Origin of the sequence: Aeromonas sp. s6 (assembly GCF_040907815.1) — a bacterium.
In the GTDB taxonomy this organism is placed as follows: domain Bacteria; phylum Pseudomonadota; class Gammaproteobacteria; order Enterobacterales; family Aeromonadaceae; genus Aeromonas; species Aeromonas caviae.
In genome coordinates this window covers 64,974-85,443 of the sequence record NZ_JBFOCN010000052.1, presented here as the reverse complement: position 1 = coordinate 85,443, position 20,470 = coordinate 64,974, and the positions used below count along the sequence as shown (strand labels likewise).

Here is a 20,470-nt window from a genome sequence, read left to right as displayed (position 1 = left end):
AAACCGGAGCAGCTGCTCCGGTTTTTTGTATCCGTGTGACGAGTTCGATTAGAACTTGTAGGTCACGGAGAAGTAGTGGCTGAAGCCAGAGCTCTTCCACGGGGTACCGTCGTAGGCGGTGGAACCGTCTTTGGTGCCGTAGGCATCCATGAAGTACTTCAGGCCGTAACCGACGGCGTAGCGGTCGGAGTGCCAGTAGATACCGTGGAAGGTAGCCAGGTTGTCGCTGGTACGGTCAGCACGGTTGTGGGTGTCCAAGTCGAAGGCGTAGTCCAGGTAACCCTGATAGGAGACGAAGCTGCCGTTGCTGAAGGTGTAGAAAGGCTTGAACCAGTTCATGGCGAACCAGTAACCGTTCCACTCACCCTCTTCTTCGGTGAAGAACTGGTTTTCGGTGGCGTGACGAGCATACAGGTTCATGCCCACTTTGCCGAACCAAGGCACTTGTACATCAGCACCCAGACCGATCATGTTTTCCATCTGGTTGTCGCCGATGTTGTTCAGAGAGGCGATGTAAACCTCTTGCACCGGACCGAAGGAGAGATCTTTACCAGTCAGCGCATCCAGAGACATACGCGGCGCAAACTTCATGAACAGGTTCTGACCCTTGTGCTTGTCGCTGTGACGGGAGTCGAAGATATCGAAGACGTCGACGTAACCGTACAGGTCAAACAGGCCGGAGCGACCACCGAATTCCATTTCGAAGTAGGTGTCGTTGTAATCTTCAGCACCTGCAGTGAAAGGACGTTGGTCGATGGTGTGCATCACGTTGAACTGCATCCACTTGTAGTCGTTCTTGTGGATGTCGCCGCTGTAGTCGGCAGCGAAGGCCGGGGTGGCGGAGGCAGCCAGCAGACCGGCAGCGATCAGAGTCTTGGTAAATTTGGCCATTTTATTGGTCTCTTGTGCGTTAGTTGAGGTTTTCCGTAGCCTGCCCACAAGGAGCGGGAGGGATTCTAGCCAAATAAATTCAACGGATAAACAAGCACCAGGGAACTTTGTCAGGATTTGTGAATCTAATCACCCCCTAAAATGCGCAAACGCTTGCTATTTGTGCGTTTGTGGTGACAAGGTGCTGCCTCGTTTGGCAACCATGATGATCAGGATCATCACCGGAATACCGAGCAGACTGGTGCCGATGAAGAAGTGGCTGTAGCCGATCTGCTCCACCACGCGACCAGAAAACCCCGCCAGCAACTTGGGCAGCAACAGCATGATGGAGCTGAACAGGGCGTACTGGGTGGCGGAGAAGGCTACGTTGGTGAGGCTCGATAGATAGGTTACAAACGCAGCCGTCGCTATGCCGGCGCTGAGGTTGTCCAGCGAGATGATCAGAGTCAGCAGCTCCAGGTTGTGGCCCACTTCGTTGAGGAGAGCGAACAGCAGATTGGTGCTGGCGGTCAGCACGGCGCCGAGGAACAGGATGCGCAGGGTGCCAAAGCGCATCACCAGCACGCCCCCGAGCGCGGCTCCCACCAGCGTCATGATGACACCATAGACCTTGGTGATGGTGGCCACTTCCGTCTTGCTGAACTGCAGATCCACATAGAAGCTGTTGGACATCACCCCCATCACCACGTCCGAGATGCGATAGCAGGCGATAAGCCCGAGGATCAGCAGGGCCGAGGAGCCGTAGCGGCGAAAGAAGTCGGCGAAGGGACACCAGATGGCCTCGTAGGTCCAGGCCCCCAGCCCGGCCAGCGTGGGTGACCAACCCCGTGCCAGCAGGGTAGCCTTGCGCGCCATCTGCTGCTCGTCCTGACTCTTGAGATCGATCTGCGGCTCGTGACTCATCAGGGTGGTGAGGATGCCAAGAGACATCAGCCCTCCCATCAGCAGATAGGTGAGCTGCCAGCCGCGATAGTCATAGCCGCTGTTGCTGCCGAGCCAGGCCGCCAGCGCCAGCGCCCCCGCTCCCGCCATGATCATGGCGAGTCGATACCCCGTCATATAAGAAGCGGCCATGGCCGCCTGCAGCCGCTCGGGAGCGGATTCGATGCGATAGGCATCGATGACGATGTCCTGGGTGGCAGAGGAGAAAGCCACCAGCAGGGCGAAGAGGGCCAGTTGGGCGAGCTGGGTCTTGGGATCGCAATAGGCCATCCCCACCAGGGAGAGGGCGATCAGCACCTGGGAGAACAGCATCCAACTGCGTCGTCGCCCAAGCAGCCGTGACAGCAGGGGCAGGGGCAGCCGATCCACCAGGGGCGACCACAGCCACTTGAAACCGTAGGCCAGTGCAACCCAGCTCATGTAACCGATGTCGGTCAGGCTGACATCCGCCTCGCGCAGCCAGAACGAGAGGGTGCCAAAGACCAGCAGCAAGGGCAGGCCGGAGGAGAATCCCATGGCGAACAGGATGAGTACCCGCGCTTCCAGATAGACGGCGAGGGCATCTCGCCAGCGGGTGGCGCGGCCCGGTGTGTGACTGGGCGGGCGGAGATTGTTCAACAGCCTGACTCCTCTGGGAAAAGGGGGTCATTTTGTCAGGTTCGGCAGGCGTAGCCAAGGCAAGCCGAGTGGCGGGCGGCAGGTTTCAGGGACGTGAGCCGATGCAGTGGTGCGGGCAGGGGCCCCCGTCGGCGAGAAAATTGGCGCAGGCCATGAGTTGCAGGCGCAGCGCGTCATCACAGAGGAGGCGCTGCTCATCCCACAGGTGCAGGCTGTGAAGCAGATGCCAGAACACTCCTTCCTGTGCGTTGGCGGGGGTTTTGTCCATGGGGATCACGCAGAGCGCCTGCCAGTGGGAGAGGAGCTGCCAACTCAAGTCTTCCAGCTGCTGATAGGGAATCTTGCGTGCCAGAAAATGGCGAACCGCCTGGGCCAGCGGGCCGGCGTGTTGGGTTATGTAATCATGACAGGTCACCGGCTCCTCCTTCTGGTTCTGCTCCCCGATGCGTGGCACACATCGGGGAGCAGAGTATAGAAAAAGAGACCGGTGACCCGTTCAGGGACGCGGTGGAATGTGATCCGGGCCGCGTTATTTGTCCGCGAGCAGCACCACTTTCTTCAGGATGATGGGGCTGGTGGGGACGTCGTTGGCACGCAGGATGGAGCTGTAGCCGGTCTGGACCTGGGCCAGTTTGTCCAGCACCTCCATCCCCTTCACGACCTGGCCGAACACGGTGTAACCGGCGCCGGCATTGGCGTTGAGGTTGTCGTTGTCCACCAGATTGAAATAGAACTGGCGAGTGGCGCTGTCGACCGCCTGGGTGCGGGCCATGGCGATGGTGCCGCGCTTGTTGGGCAGGCCGCCTCTGGACTCGTTGACCACGGGATCGAAGGTCGGCAGGGGCTGGAACTGCTGGTTGTAGCCTCCACCCTGCACCACGAAGTTCTGGATCACCCGGTGGAACAGGCTGCCGTCATAGCTGCCGTCTGCCACGTAGCGCAGGAAGTTCTTCACGGTCTGGGGCGCCTGTTTGGGGGCCAGCTCCACGACGATGGTGCCATGGTTGGTCTCCATCTGGACTTTTTGACCGGCAAAAGCCAGGGGGGCGATCAGGGTGACCAGTAACCAGAGTTTCTTCATTTATATATCCTCGCTCAGCTCGGCTGACCCTTGAGATAACCGCGCAGCGCCTCGTCGGCCATGATCTGCTGCAGCACGCTGCCCAGCTGCTGGTTCAGAGTGGATTCCAGATCGGCCATGCTCGGTTCGCCCGGGCCCTCCTTGCTGGAGGACATGTTGAACTGCTTGGTCAGCTTGCTGCCCTGGAAGTCCGCAATCACCTGCAGGCTGACGCGGGACTTGGTGACATAGGTGAAGGTCTTCTCTTCCACGGTGACGGCGGCAGTGGAGATGGCCAGCGTCAGGTTGGTGGTGCCGCTGTTGCCCACTTCCAGGCCCTGGCTGCGCAGCCCTTCCGCCAGTTTTTCAGCCAGCAGGCTGTTGAGAGGCTGACTGCTGTTCACCAGCACAGGAGCCTTCTCTTTCTTCTTGATGGAGAAGACATAGGCGGCTTCACGCTTGTCCACCCCTTCCATGGTGATGCGGTTGCCGGAGTAGTACTGCTGGTTGGAGGGGATGACTTGCGGGTTGAGCAGGGCGCTCTCGGGCCAGTGAGTAGCACAACCGCCCAATACCAGAGCGGCCAGCAGCAAGAGTGACTTTTTCATCATGGGTTTCCTTTAGCTTTATCTTTAGCGTTTGATGGCTTTCAAAATAACGAATTTGCTGTTCGACGCAACGACTTGTGCGTTGCCAAACAGGCGCTTGAGTTTGTTGTGATAGTCCAGATGACGGTTGCCTACTATCCAGAGTTCGCCCCCCTGAGGCAACACCCGGTGGGCGTCGCTGAACATCTGCCAGGCGATGTGATCGGTGATCGCCTGCAACTGATGGAAGGGGGGATTGCAGAGGATCCTGTCCGCTGCCCCGACGGGAACGTCATCGAGACAGTTGTTGACCATGAAGTGGGCACGGGGCAGGGCATCGGGCAGGTTGTGCTCGACGTTGAGCCGTGCGGACGCCACCGCCATCCGGGATTCGTCGATGAAGGTCACCTCCACCTCGCTGTCCCGCGCGAGCAGGGAGAGCCCGAGCACGCCGTTGCCACAGCCCAGATCGATCACCCTGCGGGCACTGTGGATGGGCAGGTTGTCCAGCATGAAGCGGGCGCCGATATCCAGGCTGGTGCGCGAGAACACGTTGGCATGGTTGTGGATGAGCATGTCGGTGCCTTCCAGCGGCCAGACGGTCGGGAAGGGACTGGTCAGGGACGGGCGCTCGGCGGCCGGGGTGCAATGAATGAGGCGCGCCTTCTTCCAGGCGAGCGAGGTGCGGGTCTCCCCCAGATACTTTTCGAACAGCTTGAGGGTGGAGGTGTGGATGTCCTTGGCCTTGCCGGCAGCAATGATGCGGGTCGCGGGGGTGACGACCCCGCGCAGGGCAAGCAGTTGCTGCTCCAGCAGCGCCTGATACTTGGAGACCTTGATCACCACCAGGGCGGGGGCATCGGGCAGGGGGGCCAGGGCATCCTGCAGGGTGATGGCGTGGGGATCCAGCCCGTTTTCCGCCAGATTGGCCAGGGTGGCCCGCTCGCTGATGTGGGAGTCGGTCACGCAGACGGGGGCGTGGGCATGCAGGTAGCCTGCCAGGGCGCCGAAGCCGTCGTTCATGATGATGACGGGGCCGTCAGGTGCCTGCTGCGATTCGGCAAGGTGGCTTATCAGGTACTCGTCCGCCGCATCCCAGGCCTGCAGGGGATCCTGGCTCTGCCGTGGGTAACGATACAGGGTCAGGCGGCAGTGGGCCGTGTCGAGCAGGGTTTGCATAGGCAAGAGTCCAACGTGTGATTGATGAATGGCGACCGTCTGCCCCGTGTTGCCCGGCAGCGGTGAAAGTGGCGCTATTCTAGCGGCGGCGGAGAAATTCACCAGTCCGGTGCGGCGAGAGCGAGCGGATCCTTCGTACCTGATGCATCGGGCGCACAACCCTGGCTACAATGGCCGGATATTCAACGAGGAGTCCTTACCGTGAGCATGCAACAACAGATAGAGGCCAAGCTGGCCGCCGCGCTCTCCCCGAGCCACCTGGAAGTGATCAATGAAAGCTACATGCACAGGGTGGCACCGGGCTCCGAAAGCCACTTCAAGGTAGTCGTGGTGAGCCAGGCGTTTGAGGGACAGCGTTTGCTGGGTCGCCATCGTCAGGTGAACGGGGTGCTGGCCGACGAGCTGGCGGGAGCCATTCATGCATTGGCGCTGCATACCTATACCGAATCCGAGTGGCAGGCCCGGGAGCAGGCGCCAAAGACGCCGGGTTGCGTCAGCAAATCCCCCTTTGCGTGAGCCGTTGAACCTCCTGATGGCGCCTTCCTCGGGCCATTAACAGCGCTATCACGAATGGTGTGCAGCCAGGGATGAGGGGGGTAGCATTATTTTTTCTAATCCTTTTCCTTGCGCCTGAAAAATACCTCTATATGGTTAGTTTTGCGAAAAGTCCTTTAAAACCACGGTTTGCAAGGACGTGCGCGAAATATTCAGTGAAGGTTAATTTTGTGATAGGGCGGGGATTTTCCCCATTTGGCGTGGCGGCTAACTCGCCTAAGGTGGTAAACTCAGGCGCTTTTGAATGATCCTGTATGTTGCTGATTTGTTTATTTCTTCGACAGCTTTCCGCGATGTTGACGGGCTCATTCAACAACTCGTCGTGATGTATTTCTCGGCGCTAACCAACCTGTCTTCCCTTAACGGTAGTGCAAGTGAGTATGATTACAATTAAAAGAGGACTGGACATCCCCGTGCTGGGTGCTCCGGAGCAAGTAATCTACGATGGCCCGGCCATCACCCGTGTTGCTACACTCGGCGAAGAGTTCGTGGGGATGCGTCCTACTATGTTTGTCAAAGTAGGTGATCGCGTCATTAAAGGTCAGGAGCTCTTCGAAGATAAGAAGAATCCCGGCGTTAAATTCACGGCCCCTGCCACCGGTGTGGTTTCTGAGATCAACCGTGGTGCCAAGCGTGTTCTCCAGTCCGTCGTCATCGACATCGATGGGTCCGACGAGCAGGTGACCTTTGAGCATTTTGCCTCCGCCGAGCTGGCACAGCTCGAGCGTAGCAAGGTGCAGGAGATCCTGGTCGCATCAGGCCAATGGACCGCGCTGCGTACCCGCCCGTTCAGCAAGGTGCCGGCCGTGGGTTCCACCCCGCGCGCCATCTTCGTCACCGCCATGGACACCAATCCGCTGGCTGCCAGTGCGGAGCTGATCATCAAGGAACAGGCCCAGGCCTTCCTCGACGGTCTGGCCGTGCTGACCCGCCTGACCGATGGTACCGTCCACGTCTGCAAGGGCGAAGCCAGCCTGCCGCACTCCTCCTTGGCCCAGGTCAAGGAAGCCGTGTTCGTCGGTCCGCATCCCGCCGGTCTGCCGGGCACCCACATCCACTTCCTGGATCCGGTCGGTGCCAACAAGGTGCAGTGGCACATCAATTATCAGGACGTGATCGCTTACGGCAAGCTGTTCACCACTGGCCAGATCTTCACCGACAAGGTGATCTCCCTGGCTGGCCCGAACGTCATCAAGCCGCGTCTGCTGCGTACCCGTCTGGGTGCCAGCCTCAGCCAGCTGACCAACAACGAGCTGCGTGCGGACGAAAACCGCATCATCTCCGGTTCCCTGCTGAGCGGTGCCAAGGCCGAAGGGGTCCATGACTACCTGGGTCGCTTCCACAACCAGGTGAGCGTGCTGGGCGAAGGCCGTGAGAAAGAGTTCATGGGCTGGGTCAAACCCAGTGCCAACAAGTTCTCCATCACCCGTACCACCCTCTCTCACCTGATGAAGGGCAAACTCATCAACTTCACTACCACCACCAACGGTAGTGATCGCTCCATGGTGCCTATCGGCAACTATGAGCGTGTGATGCCGCTCGACATCCTGCCGACCCTGCTGCTGCGGGATCTGATCTCCGGTGACACCGACAGCGCGCAGGCGCTCGGCTGCCTGGAGCTGGATGAGGAAGATTTGGCGCTCTGTACCTTCGTCTGCCCCGGCAAGACAGAGTACGGCCCCGTCTTGCGTGAGTGCCTGACCAAGATCGAACTGGAAGGTTAAGCGATGAGTTTCAAGCAACTTCTTGAAAATATGGAACATCACTTCGAGCCGGGTGGCAAGTACGCCAAGTACTATGCCCTGTTCGAAGCGGCGTACACCCTGTTTTATACCCCGGGTTCCGTGACCCGCAATGCCGCCCACGTCCGTGATGCGATCGATCTGAAGCGCATGATGATCATGGTGTGGCTGGCCGTGTTCCCGGCCATGTTCTGGGGCATGTACAACGTCGGCAACCAGTCTATCGCCGCTATCGCCCACATGGGCAGCGCGGCCGGTGCCGATTCCTGGCAATACGCCCTGGCCACCCTGTTCGGTGCCTCGCTGGATCCGGCCGTCGCCGGCATCGGCAGCAAGATGCTGATCGGTGCGGCGCACTTCTTCCCGATCTACATCACCGTCTTCATCGTCGGTGGTTTCTGGGAAGTGTTGTTCGCCATGGTGCGCAAGCACGAGATCAACGAAGGCTTCTTCGTGACCTCCATCCTGTTCGCCCTGATCGTGCCGCCCGAGCTGCCCCTGTGGCAAGCTGCCCTGGGTATCACCTTCGGTGTGGTGCTGGCCAAGGAAGTGTTCGGTGGTACCGGCAAAAACTTCCTGAACCCGGCGCTGGCGGGTCGTGCCTTCCTGTTCTTCGCCTACCCGGGTCAAATCTCCGGTGATGCGGTCTGGGTTGCCGTTGACGGCTTCTCCGGCGCAACCGCACTGAGCCAGTGGGCCCAGGGCGGCCAGATGGCGCTGATCAACGGTGCCACCGGTGAAGCCATCAGCTGGATGGATGCCTTCCTTGGCAACCTGCCCGGTTCCATCGGTGAAGTTTCCACCCTGATGATCCTCATCGGCGCAGCCATGATCGTCTACATGCGCATCGCCTCCTGGCGCATCATCGCCGGCGTCATGGTCGGCATGGTCGCGACCTCCCTGCTGTTCAACGTCATCGGCTCCGATACCAACCCCATGTTCAGCATGCCGTGGCACTGGCACCTGGTGCTGGGTGGTTTCGCGTTCGGCATGGCCTTCATGGCGACCGACCCCGTTTCCGCTGCCTTCACCAACAAGGGAAAGTGGTGGTATGGCGCCCTGATCGGCGTGATGGTGGTGCTGATCCGGGTAGTGAACCCTGCATTCCCGGAAGGCATGATGCTGGCCATTCTGTTCGCCAACCTGTTTGCCCCCTTGTTTGACCATTTCGTGGCACAGGCGAACATCAAGCGGAGGATCGCACGTGGCGTTTAATAAAGACTCTACTACCGGCACTCTCGCCGTAGTGACCGGTCTGTGTCTGGTCTGCTCCATCGTGGTCTCCGTGGCCGCCGTGGGTCTGCGTCCGGCCCAGCTGGAAAACAAGGCGCTGGACAAGCAAAGCAACATCCTGTCCGTCGCCGGCGTCGACATCAGCGCCGTGGCCAAGCGTGACCTGGCCCAGCTCTATGGCGACAAGATTGAAGCGCGTCTGGTGGATCTGACCAGCGGTGAGTTCGTTGACGGCGACGCCGACAACTTCGACACCAAGGTTGCCGCCAAGGATCCGGCCAAGAGCATCCGTCTGGCCCCGGCCGACGACAAGGCCGGCCTGCGTCAAATCTCCAAGCTGGTTCCCGTGTTCTTCGCGAAAGATGCCGAAGGCAAGGTCGACAACATCATCCTGCCGATCTACGGCCAGGGTCTGTGGTCCACCATGTACGCCTTCGTAGCAGTCGCGGCCGATGGCCAGACCATCAAGGGCATCACCTACTATGACCACGGTGAAACCCCGGGTCTGGGTGGCGAGATCGAGAATCCGGCCTGGCGCGAGCTGTTCGTCGGCAAGAAGCTGTTCGACCAGAACGGCCAGCCTGCGCTGCGGGTGATCAAGGGCCATGCTCCGGCTGGTTCCGAGCATGAAATCGACGGCCTGTCTGGTGCAACCCTGACCGGTAATGGTGTACAGCACACCTTCGACTTCTGGATGGGCCCCAAGGGCTTCGGTCCCTTCCTGGCCAAGGTACGTGCAGGAGAAATCAACAATGGCTGACAAGAGCGAAATGAAAAAGTTGCTGTTGACGCCTGTGCTCGGCAACAACCCCATCGCACTGCAGGTGCTGGGTGTCTGTTCCGCGCTGGCCGTTACCAGCCAGATGAAGACGGCGTTCGTGATGACGCTGGCCGTTACCGCGGTCACCGCCTTCTCCAACCTGTTCATCTCCCTGATCCGCAACCAGATCCCGAACAGCGTGCGGATCATCGCCCAGATGGCGGTGATTGCCTCGCTGGTTATCGTGGTTGACCAGGTGCTCAAGGCCTATGCCTATGACATCTCCAAGCAACTGTCGGTGTTCGTCGGCCTCATCATCACCAACTGTATCGTGATGGGTCGTGCCGAAGCCTACGCCATGAAGAGTGCCCCGCTGCCCTCCTTCCTGGACGGTATCGGCAACGGTCTGGGTTATGGCGCCGTGCTGCTGACCGTGGCCACCGTGCGCGAGATCCTGGGTTCCGGCACCTGGTTCGGCATCGAGCTGCTGCCGCTGGTGAACAATGGTGGCTGGTATGTGCCCAACGGCCTGCTGCTGCTGCCGCCGAGTGCGTTCTTCATCATTGGTCTGATCATCTGGGGCGTGCGCACCAAGGATCCCAAGCAGGTGGAGGCGAAGGATTAAGGTATGGAACACTATATCAGTCTGTTGATTCGCTCGATCTTCATCGAGAACCTGGCGCTCTCCTTCTTCCTGGGGATGTGTACCTTCCTGGCGGTGTCCAAGAAGGTCAAGACCGCCATGGGCCTGGGGATTGCCGTTATCGTGGTTCAGACCGTTGCCGTCCCGGCCAACAACCTGATCTACAACTACGTGCTCAAAGACGGTGCCCTGGTATCCGGTCTGGATCTGAGTTTCCTGAGCTTCATCACCTTCATCGGGGTGATCGCGGCCCTGGTGCAGATCCTGGAGATGGCGCTGGACAAGTATTTCCCGGCCCTCTACAACGCCCTCGGTATCTTCCTGCCGCTCATCACCGTGAACTGCGCCATCTTCGGCGGCGTCTCCTTCATGGTGCAGCGTGACTACAACTTCGTTGAGTCCGTGGTCTATGGCGTGGGTTCGGGTGCAGGCTGGATGCTGGCCATCGTCGCGATGGCAGGGATCCGCGAGAAGATGAAATATTCCGATGTTCCGGAAGGCCTGCGCGGCCTCGGCATCACCTTCATCACCGCGGGTCTGATGGCGCTGGGCTTCATGTCCTTCTCTGGTATTTCCCTGTAATCGGAAAGGAAATATAGATGGAAATTATTCTGGGTGTGGTCATGTTCACCGTGATCCTGCTGGCCTTGGTGGCAGTCATTCTGTTCGCCAAGTCCAAGCTGGTGACCGCCGGTGACGTGACAATCAGCATCAACGGCGACCCGGCCAAGGCTGTGACCAGCCCGGCGGGTGGCAAGCTGCTTGGCGTGCTCGCCGGCAGTGGTATCTTCGTCTCCTCCGCCTGTGGCGGCGGTGGCTCCTGTGGTCAGTGCAAGGTGCGTGTGAAATCCGGCGGCGGCGACATCCTGCCGACCGAGCTGGATCACATCAGCAAGGGCGAAGCCCGTCATGGCGAGCGTCTGGCCTGCCAGGTCACCGTGCGCTCCGACATGGACATCGAGCTGCCGGAAGAGATCTTCGGCGTGAAGAAGTGGGACTGTACCGTCATCTCCAATGACAACAAGGCCACCTTCATCAAGGAGCTCAAGCTGCAGATCCCGGATGGCGAGAGCGTGCCGTTCCGCGCCGGTGGTTATATCCAGATCGAAGCGCCTGCCCACCACGTGCAGTACAAGAACTTCGATATTCCCGAGGAGTATCGTGGCGACTGGGATCGCTTCAAGATCTTCGAGCTGGAGTCCAAGGTCAACGAGCCGATCATCCGTGCCTACTCCATGGCGAACTATCCGGAAGAGTTCGGCATCATCATGCTGAACGTGCGGATCGCCACCCCGCCGCCCAGCAACTGGACTGCCCCTCCCGGCCAGATGTCTTCCTACATCTTCAGCCTGAAGGCCGGTGACAAGGTGACCATCTCCGGTCCGTTCGGCGAGTTCTTCGCCAAGGACACCGACGCCGAAATGGTGTTCGTTGGTGGTGGTGCGGGTATGGCGCCGATGCGCTCCCACATCTTCGACCAGCTGCGCCGTCTGAAGACCAAGCGCAAGATGAGCTTCTGGTACGGTGCCCGTTCCAAGCGCGAGATGTTCTATGTCGAAGACTTCGACATGCTGCAGGCCGAGAACGACAACTTCCAGTGGCACGTCGCCCTGTCCGATCCGCAACCGGAAGACAACTGGGATGGCTACACCGGCTTCATCCACAACGTGTTGTTCGAGAACTACCTCAAGAACCACGAGGCGCCTGAGGATTGCGAGTTCTACATGTGCGGGCCTCCCGTGATGAACGCCGCCGTCATCAACATGCTGAAAAACCTCGGTGTTGAAGACGAGAACATCCTGCTGGATGACTTCGGTGGTTAATCCATGCACAGCGTTGTAAAGACCTGGCTAGCCTTCGGGCTAGCCTTTTTCTTGACTGGGTGCGGTCAGGAAACGGTCCAATCGAAGCCGGAGATCCACATCACCGGCAGCACCATGGGTACCTACTACTCCATCAAGGTGGCAGATAGCGCTGTTCAGGATGCCGCCAGGCTGCAAGCCGAGGTCGACGTCTTGCTGGAGCGGGTCAACGATCAGATGTCGACCTATCGCCCGGATTCCGAGCTGTCACGCTTCAACCAGCACAAGAGCAATACCCCTGTGGTGGTTTCCCGCGATACCGCGCGGGTGGTGACCGAGGCCATTCACATTGGCCGCGAGAGCCGCGGGGCGCTGGACGTCACCGTCGGTCCTCTGGTCAATCTGTGGGGCTTTGGGCCGGATGCCAGACCGACCAAGGTGCCGTCCGACGAGCTGATCGCCCAGACCCGGCAGAAGACGGGCCTTGGCAATCTGCATGTGATAACCTCTGCCGATGCCGATACCCTGCAAAAGGACATCCCGGACCTCTACGTGGATCTCTCCGCCATTGCCAAGGGGTTTGGCGTAGACAAGGTGGCCGAGTACCTGGAGTCCCAGGGGGCGCGCAACTATCTGGTGGAGATAGGCGGCGAGCTGCGCATCAACGGTGTCAACGGCAAGGGGCATCCCTGGCGTGTCGCCATCGAGAAGCCGACCGTCAATGCCGGTTCAGTACAGGAGGTGATCCTGCCCGGTGACAACGGGGTGGCCACCTCGGGCGAGTACCGCAACTATTACGAGCTGGACGGCAAGCGCTTCTCCCACACCATGGATCCGCTGACGGGCAAGCCCATCCAGCACCGCCTGGTGTCGGTGACCGTCATCCACCCCTCCTGCATGACTGCAGACGGGTTGGCGACCGTGTTTATGGTCATGGGGCCGGAGAAGAGCCTGGCCTATGCCAAGGAACGGGGGCTGGCCATCTTCACCATCACCAAGACGGATGACGGGTTCGAAGAGGCTTATTCGGATGCCTTCAAACCATATCTGGTCAAGAAGTAAGGGGTAACTACATGCAGATCTTTCTGATCACCTTCGGGGTGTTTCTGATGGTCGTGGTGGCCATGGCCATCGGCTACATTTTCCAGCGCAAGTCCATCTCCGGCTCCTGTGGCGGCCTGGGTTCCATCGGGATCGAGAAGGAGTGCGACTGCCCCGAGCCTTGCGACAACCGCAAGAAGAAGATGGCCAAGGAAGAGGCTCGTCGCAAGATGCTGGTGGACAACCGCATCATCTAACGACGGATATCGCTCTGAAGGCAGCCTTGCAACGAAACGAGCCGACCCCTGGGTCGGCTCGTTATTTTATGTGGCATGGGGTCAGTAGTCATATTGGCTGCATGCCTTTGCCTTGAACTCTTTCTTTCGCTTTGCCAGCTCTTCCCTGGTGCCCAGTTCATCTCCCTGCCTGATGGCGGTTTCCAGTATCTCGATGCGCTTGTACAGCCAGCTGCATTCGGCTGTCGGGTGATCCTTGGCCATGGTCGCTAGCGGCAACAGCAGCAGGCAGAGCCCCGCCCGGATGATGCTCATGCTTCTCCTCCTTGAGTCTCGTGTGGATGTGGCCTTGAGAGTCTATGCCGCCGCGCCCGCGCGCAGACTGGCAGAAATGACAGGCTTGGGGTAGCATGGAACGTTCAACTGGTTATCCATACAGTATTTTTGTCGTTCGACACGCCTCCTCGCCGGATGCCCAGGGTCTATCCCTATGATCTGTTCGGGAGGCTGTCGACACAGCAACAGACACGGCCATGCGCAAGATCATTCACATCGACATGGACTGCTTCTTCGCCGCAGTGGAGATGCGGGACAACCCGGCCCTCAGGGAGGTGCCGCTCGCCATCGGTGGCGCCGCCGACCGACGCGGGGTCATCTCCACCTGCAACTACGTGGCGCGCCGCTTCGGGGTGCGCTCCGCCATGCCGAGCGCCCTGGCCAGAAAGCTCTGTCCGCCATTGGTGCTGATCCCCGGGCGGATGGCCGTCTACAAAGAAACTTCGCGCCAGTTGCGCGCCATCTTCCTGCGCTACACCGAGCAGGTGGAGCCGCTCTCCCTCGATGAAGCCTATCTCGACGTGACCCTGAGTCCCCGCTGCGGTGGCAGCGCCACCCTGATGGCGGCGGAGATCCGTGCCGCCATCAGCGCCGAGCTTGGGTTGACTGCCTCGGCCGGTGTGGCGCCGAACAAGTTTCTGGCCAAGCTCGCCTCCGAGCAGCGCAAGCCTGACGGCCTGTTCGTCATCCGCCCCCAGGAGGTGGACGAGTTCGTGCGCCAGCTCCCCCTTGGCAAGTTGCCCGGCATCGGCCGCAAGACGGCAGAGCGGCTGGAGTCCCTCGGGCTGTATTCGTGCGAAGATGCCCGCCAGCTCGGCAACGAGGAGCTGATCGCCCGTTTCGGCAAGCTCGGGGAGATGCTGGCCGGCCGCATCTGGGGGCATGACGATCAGCCGGTGCAGGCCAGGCGGGTGCGCAAGAGCATCGGAGTAGAGACGACGCTCGCCAGCGACGTGCTGGACGAGGACACCTGCTGGCAGGTGCTCAGCCGGCTCATTCCCGAGCTGGAGCAGCGTTTTGCCAAGGCCTGCCCTGCGGAGATGCTGATGGGGCAGGGGATCAAGCTGAAGTTTGCCGATTTTCACCAGACCACCGTCTACCGCAAGGGGAGTTATCAGGCGGCCCGTTTCCACGATCTGCTGCACGAGGGACTGCAACGGGCTCAAGGAAAGCCCATTCGCCTGCTCGGTCTGGTCGTTGGTTTGCCCGGAGCGGGTGAAATCAATCAATTAAGCCTGGATCTCTGCTGATTTAGTTAAGTTTTTGTATCCAAAACCGATACAGTGTTCACATCTGTAGACGTTAGGAAATAGTGGCATGAGTTCTCTTTCTGTTCAGGGACGGATCACCCTGATCGCCGGTTGCTGTCTGCTGGCCAGTGCCGTCGCGCTGGTGGCTTCTTCTCTTTTCAACGCGGCCCGCATGCAGGAGCAGGTGCTCACCTCCACCACCCTGGAGGGGCAGCACGCGGCAGAAAACTGGATGCAGGCCATGGGGGCGACCCAGGCAGCCCGGGTGACCAGCTACCTCGATGAGGCTTACTTCAGGGCGACCCTGCTTGCCGAGGGCATCTTGTTCCAGCGCAAGAACGCGGCCGACAACTTCGTTCACTCCGAGGCGCTGCGCAATGCCGTCAACCAGCAGTTGCAGGATGCTGCGGAGTCGTCAGCGAACCTGCTCGGTGTCTATGCGGTATTCGAACCCAACCAGCTCGACGGGGAGGATGACAACTATCAGGGGTCGACGGCGCTTGGAGCCAACGACAAGGGGCGTTTTTCCAGCTATTGGGCCAGGGTCGACGGCAAGGTCAGCCTGGAGGTGATGGACGAGGCGATGCTGGCCAACGACAAGCCCTCCGGACACGGCGGCCTTGAGAACGACTGGTACAGTTGCAGCATCCGCAGCAAGGCGCTCTGTCTGCTCGAACCCTATGTGGACGAGGTGGGAACCCAGCAGGTGTTGATGACCTCGGTGACCGTGCCGCTGCTGGACCAGGGCTCCCTGCTTGGCATGGTGGGGGTCGACATCTCCCTGGGGACCCTGCAGAGCCTGGTGGAAGAGATGGGCCGGACCCTCTACAAGGGGCAGGGCAAGGTGCTTCTGCTCAGCAGTGAAGGGCGGGTGGCCGGCGTGGAAGGGTTCCCGGTCGCCCTTGGCAACCGCCTGGCGCAATCGCCGTTGGCGCAGGATCTCGACGGCTGGCTCGCCAAGGGGGACGTGGCCACCCGTTGGAGCCCGGACGGCGCCCTGTTGCAGACCTTCGTGCCGGTCAGCATGCGCCGTACGGATCGCAAGTGGGGCATCTATATCGAGCTGCCCCGTGCCGTGGTGCTCGCCTCGGCCCTGCAACTGCAAGGGGAGCTTGAGGATCAGGCCCAGCGCAGCGTGGCCACCCAGCTCACCATAGGTGGCGGGATTTCGGCGCTCGCCCTGCTCTGCATCTGGCTGATGGCCCAGCGCATCGTGGCGCCCATCCGCGCCGTGGTGGCACGCCTCAAGGACATCGCCAGCGGGGAGGGGGATCTCACCCAGCGCATCGATCTGCGCAGGGATGACGAGATAGGCGAGCTGGCCAAGTGGTTCAACAAGTTTCTGGACAAGCTGCAATCCACCATCAGCCAGGTGATCGACACCGTTGCGGGCACTCGGGCCAGTGCGGCCCTGGCGGCGCAAGGGGCAGCCCGTACCAGCGCCGGCATGCAGTCCCAGTATCAGGAGGTGGATCTGGTGGCGACCGCGTTTGAAGAGTTGAGCGCTACCGCCCTGCAGGTCGCTGGCAATGCCAATGCGGCGGTGGCGGCGGCCGATGAGGCCGACACGGCGGCCCAGGAGGGCAAGTCCGTGGTGGCGCAGACCCAGGAGGCCATGTCCAGACTGATGACGGTGATAAGCGATGCCAAACCAGTGGTGGAGCACCTCTCCGCCAACAGCGACAACATCAACGACATCCTGGTGGTGATCCAGGGGATCGCCGAGCAGACCAACCTGCTGGCCCTGAACGCGGCCATCGAGGCGGCCCGAGCCGGTGAGCAGGGGCGCGGTTTTGCGGTGGTCGCCGACGAGGTGCGCAACCTGGCGGGCCGAACCCAGAACGCCATCGTCGAGATCCAGAACCTCATCGGCCAGTTGCAGTCGGGGACGGAGGCGGTGGTGAAAGCGATCCTGACCGGCCATCACCAGGCGGATCTGACCCTCACCAAGGTGGAGCAGTCGGTCAGCGTGCTGGAGCAGATCATCCAGGCGGTCGGCACCATCCACCAGATGAATGAGCAGATCGCGAGGGCCGCGCAGGAGCAGAGCGGCGTGGCGGACGAGATCAATCGCAACGTCAGCAACATTCGCGATGTGAGCCATACCATTCGGGCGGAAGCGGCGACCTCCGCTGACAACGGGCGCGAGCTGTCGCAACTGGCGGACAAGCAGCAGCAACTGGTGGGCCAGTTCCGGGTGTAGGGGAGGATAAGAAAAAAGGCGCCATCCAACCGGAGGCGCCAAACACATTCAGATGACAGACTGGGTTAAATCGACCTGATTTAGCCCTTCTTCCCGCAGAGGAAGAAACACAACACCACAATCACTGTCGACTCACTCACAAAAACCACATGTAAACCAACATGGAAGAGAAGGTGTGAGCCATATGACAACGAATTGCGTGGCGAATTATGTTTATTCACTGGTCGACCCGCAACCGACAATTTATAATGCGCCCCATTAGAAAAATTCATCGTCGGCCGATTCCATGTCTCGTCGTTTACCTCCGCTCAATGCACTGAAAGCGTTTGAAGCCGCGGCTCGTCACTTGAGCTTTACCCGCGCAGCAGAAGAGCTGTTCGTGACCCAGGCAGCCATCAGCCACCAGATCAAGGCGCTGGAGGAGTATCTCGGCATCAAGCTGTTTCGCCGCAAGAATCGCTCCCTGCTACTGACCGAGGAGGGGCAGAGCTACTTCCTCGATATCAAGGACATCTTTGCCTCCATCTCCGAGGCGACTGACAAGCTGCTGGCCCGCAGCGCCAAGGGGGCGCTCACCGTCTCCCTGCAGCCGAGCTTCGCCATCCAGTGGCTGGTGCCCCGCCTGGTCAAGTTCAGCGAACGCCACCCGGACATCGATGTGCGGATCAAGGCGGTGGACATGGACGAGGGCTCCCTCACCGACGACGTGGACGTGGCCATCTACTACGGCCGCGGCAACTGGCCGGGGCTGCGCTCGGACAAGCTGCACACCGAGTACCTGATCCCGGTCTGCTCCCCCCTGCTGCTGACCGGCCCCAAGCCCCTGCGCACCCCGGACGATCTGACCCGTCACACCCTGCTGCACGACACCTCCCGGCGCGACTGGAAGGCCTGGTTCCGCCAGCTCGATATCGACGCGCCCAATGTCAATCAGGGGCCCATCTTCAGCCACTCCACCATGGTGATCCAGGCGGCGATCCACGGTCAGGGGGTGGCGCTCGGCCACAGCGTGCTGGCCCAGCCGGAGATCGAGGCGGGGCGTCTCATCTGCCCGTTCGAGCAGGTGCTGGTGAGCAAGAACGCTTTCTATCTGGTGTGTCAGGAGCAGCAGTCCGATCAGGGCAAGATAGTGGCTTTTCGCGACTGGATGCTGGAACTGGTGGAGCAGGAAGAGGCCCGCAGGCGTGCCCGCCTTGCCGATGCCTGAGGAGTTGACCTGGTGACTGACCTGACAAGAGAGGGGGCGAGTGACGCCCCCGTTCGCATTCTGCTGGCCCACGGCGCGGGGGCGGGCATGGAGCACAGCTTCCTGGCCGAGTTGTCGCGACTGCTGGCGGGGCCGGAGATCGAGGTGGTGCGCTTCAACTTCCCCTACATGACCAAACGGGCTCAGGACGGCAAACGCAGGCCGCCGGACAGACAACCCGTGCTGCTCGCCCACTGGCGCGAGATGGTGCGTCAGTTTGCCCATCCCCGGCTGTTTCTGGCGGGCAAGTCCATGGGGGGAAGGATGGCGGCCGAGCTGTTTTGCGAGGGGGGCGACGAGATGGATGCTGCAGGATTGATCGTTCTCGGGTATCCTTTCCACCCCCCGGCCAAGCCCGACGCATGGCGGGGCGAGGTGCTCAAGCTGATCACGACGCCCACGCTGCTGCTGCAGGGGGAGCGCGATACCTTCGGTTCCCGCGCCGAGCTGGCCGATTTCCCCTTCTCACCCGCCGTATCGGTCCACTGGCTGACCGACGGGGATCATGGTTTCAAACCGAGAAAGGCGAGCGGCATGAGCGAGCAGGAGAACCTGCGACTGGCTGCGGAGCGGATCAAGGATTTTATCGCGGCGGTGGGCCGCTCCTGACCATCTCGAGCGGGTCGAGAGAAGAAGCGTGCAAGGAGAGAAGATGCAGATCCAACGACATTGGCTGGTGCTGGCGGGCTTCTTCGGCCTGACGGCCACCATGCTCGGGGCCTACGGCGCTCACGGGCTGGCGGCGACCGGCATTGCTCCTTCGTTGCTGGCGGCGTTCAACACCGCCGTGCAATACCAGTTTTTCCACGCCCTGGCCCTGCTGGTGCTGGGGCTGTGCGGCGTGCGCGGCAAGGTGATCACCTTCGCGGGCGCCGTCTTTGTGCTGGGGATCCTGGGATTCTCCGGCAGTATTTACGCCATGGTGCTGCTTGGCAGCAAGGGGCTGGGGCTCATCACCCCGGCCGGTGGCCTCTGTTTTATGTTGGGATGGGCGGCTCTGATGTGGGCCGGCTGTCGTCTTGGAGGAAAGAATGAATAATCTGCTGCTTTATTGCCGCCCGGGTTTTGAGAAAGAGGCGGCGGCAGAGATCACCGAGCGTGCCGGCAACATGCAGTGCTACGGCTTTGCCCGGGTCAAGGACGACAGCGGCTATGTGATCTTCGAGTTGTATGACGAGGAGCAGGCCGATCTGCTGGCGCGCAAGCTGCCGTTCCGCGAGCTTATCTTCATTCGCCAGATGCTGGTGGTGACCCACGAGCTGAAAGATCTGGAAATAAGCGATCGGGTCTCTCCCATCTTGGAGGCGGCGAGCGGTTACGCCATTTGCGGGGATCTTCGGGTGGAGACGGCCGATACCAACGAGGCGAAGGAGCTCTCCGCCTTTTGCCGCAAGTTCACCGTGCCGCTTCGCCAGGCGCTGCGCAGCAACGAGATCCTGACCAAGAAGGAGACCCCGAACCGTCCCGTGTTCCACGCCTTCTTCCTGGCCAATGACCACCTGATGCTGGGGTACTCCTACTCCTTCAACAACTCTGCCTTCCACATGGGGATCCCGCGCCTGCGATTCCCGGCCGATGCCCCGAGCCGCTCCAGCCTCAAGCTGGAAGAGGCGTTCTACGTCTTCGTGCCGAAGGAAGAGTGGGACTTGCGCCTGTGCTCCGGCCTGAAGGCCGTGGATCTTGGCGCCTGCCCGGGTGGCTGGACCTATCAGCTGGTGCGTCGTGGCATGATGGTGACGGCGGTGGACAACGGCATGATGGCCCAATCCCTGATGGACACAGGCCAGGTGAAGCACATCCGTGACGATGGTTTCGTGTGGCGGCCGAGCAAGAAGAATACCTACTGGCTGGTGTGCGACATGGTGGACAAGCCGGCGCGAGTGACCCACATGGTGGCCGACTGGTTCAGGGAGAACGACTGTCAGGAAGCCATGTTCAACCTCAAGCTGCCGATGAAGAAGCGCTACGCCGAGGCGGTGCACAACATCGAGGTGCTGCGCGGACTGCTGGCAGAGATCGATGGCGGTTTCATCATTCAGGCCAAACAGCTCTATCACGATCGCGAAGAGATCACGGTGCACGTCTACAACAAGTTCTGGGTCTCCAAGCTGTCCCCCAAGTCCTGAAGCAGCATCGGGAACAGGGC

Annotated in this window: 22 protein-coding genes; 15 read left to right on the top strand and 7 right to left on the bottom strand. The window is 60.6% G+C overall.

Going from position 1 to position 20,470, the window contains the following annotated elements:
* Positions 1-48 precede the first annotated feature (48 nt).
* The 6 genes from AB5Y50_RS07905 to AB5Y50_RS07880 form a co-directional block, all read right to left on the bottom strand.
* Positions 49-891: an outer membrane protein OmpK gene (locus tag AB5Y50_RS07905; RefSeq protein ID WP_041211271.1), complete on the bottom strand. Its 843-nt coding sequence runs from the start codon at positions 889-891 to the stop codon at positions 49-51.
* A gap of 156 nt (positions 892-1,047) precedes the next feature.
* Positions 1,048-2,349, bottom strand: a complete 1,302-nt coding sequence (locus tag AB5Y50_RS07900) for an MFS transporter (protein ID WP_041215845.1) — start codon at positions 2,347-2,349, stop codon at positions 1,048-1,050.
* A 187-nt stretch (positions 2,350-2,536) separates the two neighbouring features.
* Positions 2,537-2,866 carry a hypothetical protein gene (locus AB5Y50_RS07895; protein WP_052816331.1) on the bottom strand — a complete coding sequence of 110 codons (330 nt, stop codon included), beginning with the start codon at positions 2,864-2,866 and terminating at the stop codon, positions 2,537-2,539.
* 114 nt (positions 2,867-2,980) lie between these two features.
* A complete protein-coding gene (locus tag AB5Y50_RS07890) occupies positions 2,981-3,532 on the bottom strand; it encodes a peptidylprolyl isomerase (protein ID WP_010673361.1) in 552 nt (183 codons plus the stop codon).
* A gap of 14 nt (positions 3,533-3,546) precedes the next feature.
* Positions 3,547-4,119, bottom strand: a complete 573-nt coding sequence (locus AB5Y50_RS07885; RefSeq protein WP_039040711.1) for a YajG family lipoprotein — start codon at positions 4,117-4,119, stop codon at positions 3,547-3,549.
* Positions 4,120-4,143: 24 nt separating this feature from the next.
* Complete coding sequence (locus AB5Y50_RS07880) at positions 4,144-5,277, bottom strand: methyltransferase (protein WP_010673363.1); 1,134 nt, start codon at positions 5,275-5,277, stop codon at positions 4,144-4,146.
* Positions 5,278-5,484: 207 nt separating this feature from the next.
* Between AB5Y50_RS07880 and AB5Y50_RS07875 the strand changes: the two genes are divergently transcribed.
* From AB5Y50_RS07875 to nqrM, 9 genes are all read left to right on the top strand, one after another.
* A complete protein-coding gene (locus tag AB5Y50_RS07875) occupies positions 5,485-5,793 on the top strand; it encodes a BolA family transcriptional regulator (RefSeq protein WP_010673364.1) in 309 nt (102 codons plus the stop codon).
* Positions 5,794-6,212: 419 nt separating this feature from the next.
* Positions 6,213-7,556, top strand: coding sequence for a Na(+)-translocating NADH-quinone reductase subunit A (locus AB5Y50_RS07870; protein WP_029313920.1), 1,344 nt, complete (start codon positions 6,213-6,215; stop codon positions 7,554-7,556).
* A 3-nt stretch (positions 7,557-7,559) separates the two neighbouring features.
* Positions 7,560-8,789 carry an NADH:ubiquinone reductase (Na(+)-transporting) subunit B gene (locus tag AB5Y50_RS07865; protein WP_010673367.1) on the top strand — a complete coding sequence of 410 codons (1,230 nt, stop codon included), beginning with the start codon at positions 7,560-7,562 and terminating at the stop codon, positions 8,787-8,789.
* Positions 8,779-9,567: a Na(+)-translocating NADH-quinone reductase subunit C gene (locus AB5Y50_RS07860; RefSeq protein ID WP_029313922.1), complete on the top strand. Its 789-nt coding sequence runs from the start codon at positions 8,779-8,781 to the stop codon at positions 9,565-9,567. The genes AB5Y50_RS07865 and AB5Y50_RS07860 overlap by 11 nt, the downstream gene beginning before the upstream one ends.
* On the top strand, positions 9,560-10,192 hold the full coding sequence (locus AB5Y50_RS07855) for an NADH:ubiquinone reductase (Na(+)-transporting) subunit D (protein WP_005303545.1): 633 nt from the start codon (positions 9,560-9,562) through the stop codon (positions 10,190-10,192). Before AB5Y50_RS07860 ends, AB5Y50_RS07855 begins: the two co-directional genes overlap by 8 nt.
* A gap of 3 nt (positions 10,193-10,195) precedes the next feature.
* Entirely contained in the window at positions 10,196-10,792 is a 597-nt protein-coding gene (gene nqrE / locus AB5Y50_RS07850) for an NADH:ubiquinone reductase (Na(+)-transporting) subunit E (RefSeq protein ID WP_005303538.1), read from the top strand.
* A 17-nt stretch (positions 10,793-10,809) separates the two neighbouring features.
* Positions 10,810-12,033: an NADH:ubiquinone reductase (Na(+)-transporting) subunit F gene (gene nqrF / locus AB5Y50_RS07845; RefSeq protein WP_010673369.1), complete on the top strand. Its 1,224-nt coding sequence runs from the start codon at positions 10,810-10,812 to the stop codon at positions 12,031-12,033.
* A 3-nt stretch (positions 12,034-12,036) separates the two neighbouring features.
* The gene (locus AB5Y50_RS07840) at positions 12,037-13,074 is read left to right on the top strand and encodes an FAD:protein FMN transferase (protein WP_029313924.1); all 1,038 of its coding nucleotides are present in this window, start codon (positions 12,037-12,039) and stop codon (positions 13,072-13,074) included.
* Positions 13,075-13,085: 11 nt separating this feature from the next.
* Complete coding sequence (nqrM, locus tag AB5Y50_RS07835; RefSeq protein WP_010673371.1) at positions 13,086-13,310, top strand: (Na+)-NQR maturation NqrM; 225 nt, start codon at positions 13,086-13,088, stop codon at positions 13,308-13,310.
* A gap of 81 nt (positions 13,311-13,391) precedes the next feature.
* Here nqrM and AB5Y50_RS07830 read toward each other — a convergent pair whose 3' ends face one another.
* Positions 13,392-13,604, bottom strand: coding sequence for a hypothetical protein (locus AB5Y50_RS07830; protein WP_039040708.1), 213 nt, complete (start codon positions 13,602-13,604; stop codon positions 13,392-13,394).
* A 218-nt stretch (positions 13,605-13,822) separates the two neighbouring features.
* Between AB5Y50_RS07830 and dinB the strand changes: the two genes are divergently transcribed.
* The 6 genes from dinB to rlmM all read left to right on the top strand — a co-directional run bounded on the left by dinB (position 13,823) and on the right by rlmM (position 20,450).
* Entirely contained in the window at positions 13,823-14,875 is a 1,053-nt protein-coding gene (gene dinB / locus AB5Y50_RS07825; RefSeq protein ID WP_043152491.1) for a DNA polymerase IV, read from the top strand.
* Positions 14,876-14,942: 67 nt separating this feature from the next.
* Entirely contained in the window at positions 14,943-17,078 is a 2,136-nt protein-coding gene (locus AB5Y50_RS07820; protein ID WP_043152488.1) for a methyl-accepting chemotaxis protein, read from the top strand.
* A gap of 286 nt (positions 17,079-17,364) precedes the next feature.
* Positions 17,365-18,285 carry a transcriptional regulator GcvA gene (locus AB5Y50_RS07815; RefSeq protein ID WP_029313926.1) on the top strand — a complete coding sequence of 307 codons (921 nt, stop codon included), beginning with the start codon at positions 17,365-17,367 and terminating at the stop codon, positions 18,283-18,285.
* A 12-nt stretch (positions 18,286-18,297) separates the two neighbouring features.
* Positions 18,298-18,933 carry an alpha/beta fold hydrolase gene (locus AB5Y50_RS07810; RefSeq protein ID WP_043152486.1) on the top strand — a complete coding sequence of 212 codons (636 nt, stop codon included), beginning with the start codon at positions 18,298-18,300 and terminating at the stop codon, positions 18,931-18,933.
* A gap of 43 nt (positions 18,934-18,976) precedes the next feature.
* Positions 18,977-19,363, top strand: a complete 387-nt coding sequence (locus AB5Y50_RS07805) for a DUF423 domain-containing protein (protein ID WP_010673377.1) — start codon at positions 18,977-18,979, stop codon at positions 19,361-19,363.
* Positions 19,356-20,450 (top strand): 23S rRNA (cytidine(2498)-2'-O)-methyltransferase RlmM, encoded by a 1,095-nt coding sequence (gene rlmM / locus AB5Y50_RS07800; RefSeq protein ID WP_010673378.1) that lies wholly within the window; start codon positions 19,356-19,358, stop codon positions 20,448-20,450. Before AB5Y50_RS07805 ends, rlmM begins: the two co-directional genes overlap by 8 nt.
* The last annotated feature ends 20 nt before the right edge of the window (positions 20,451-20,470 follow it).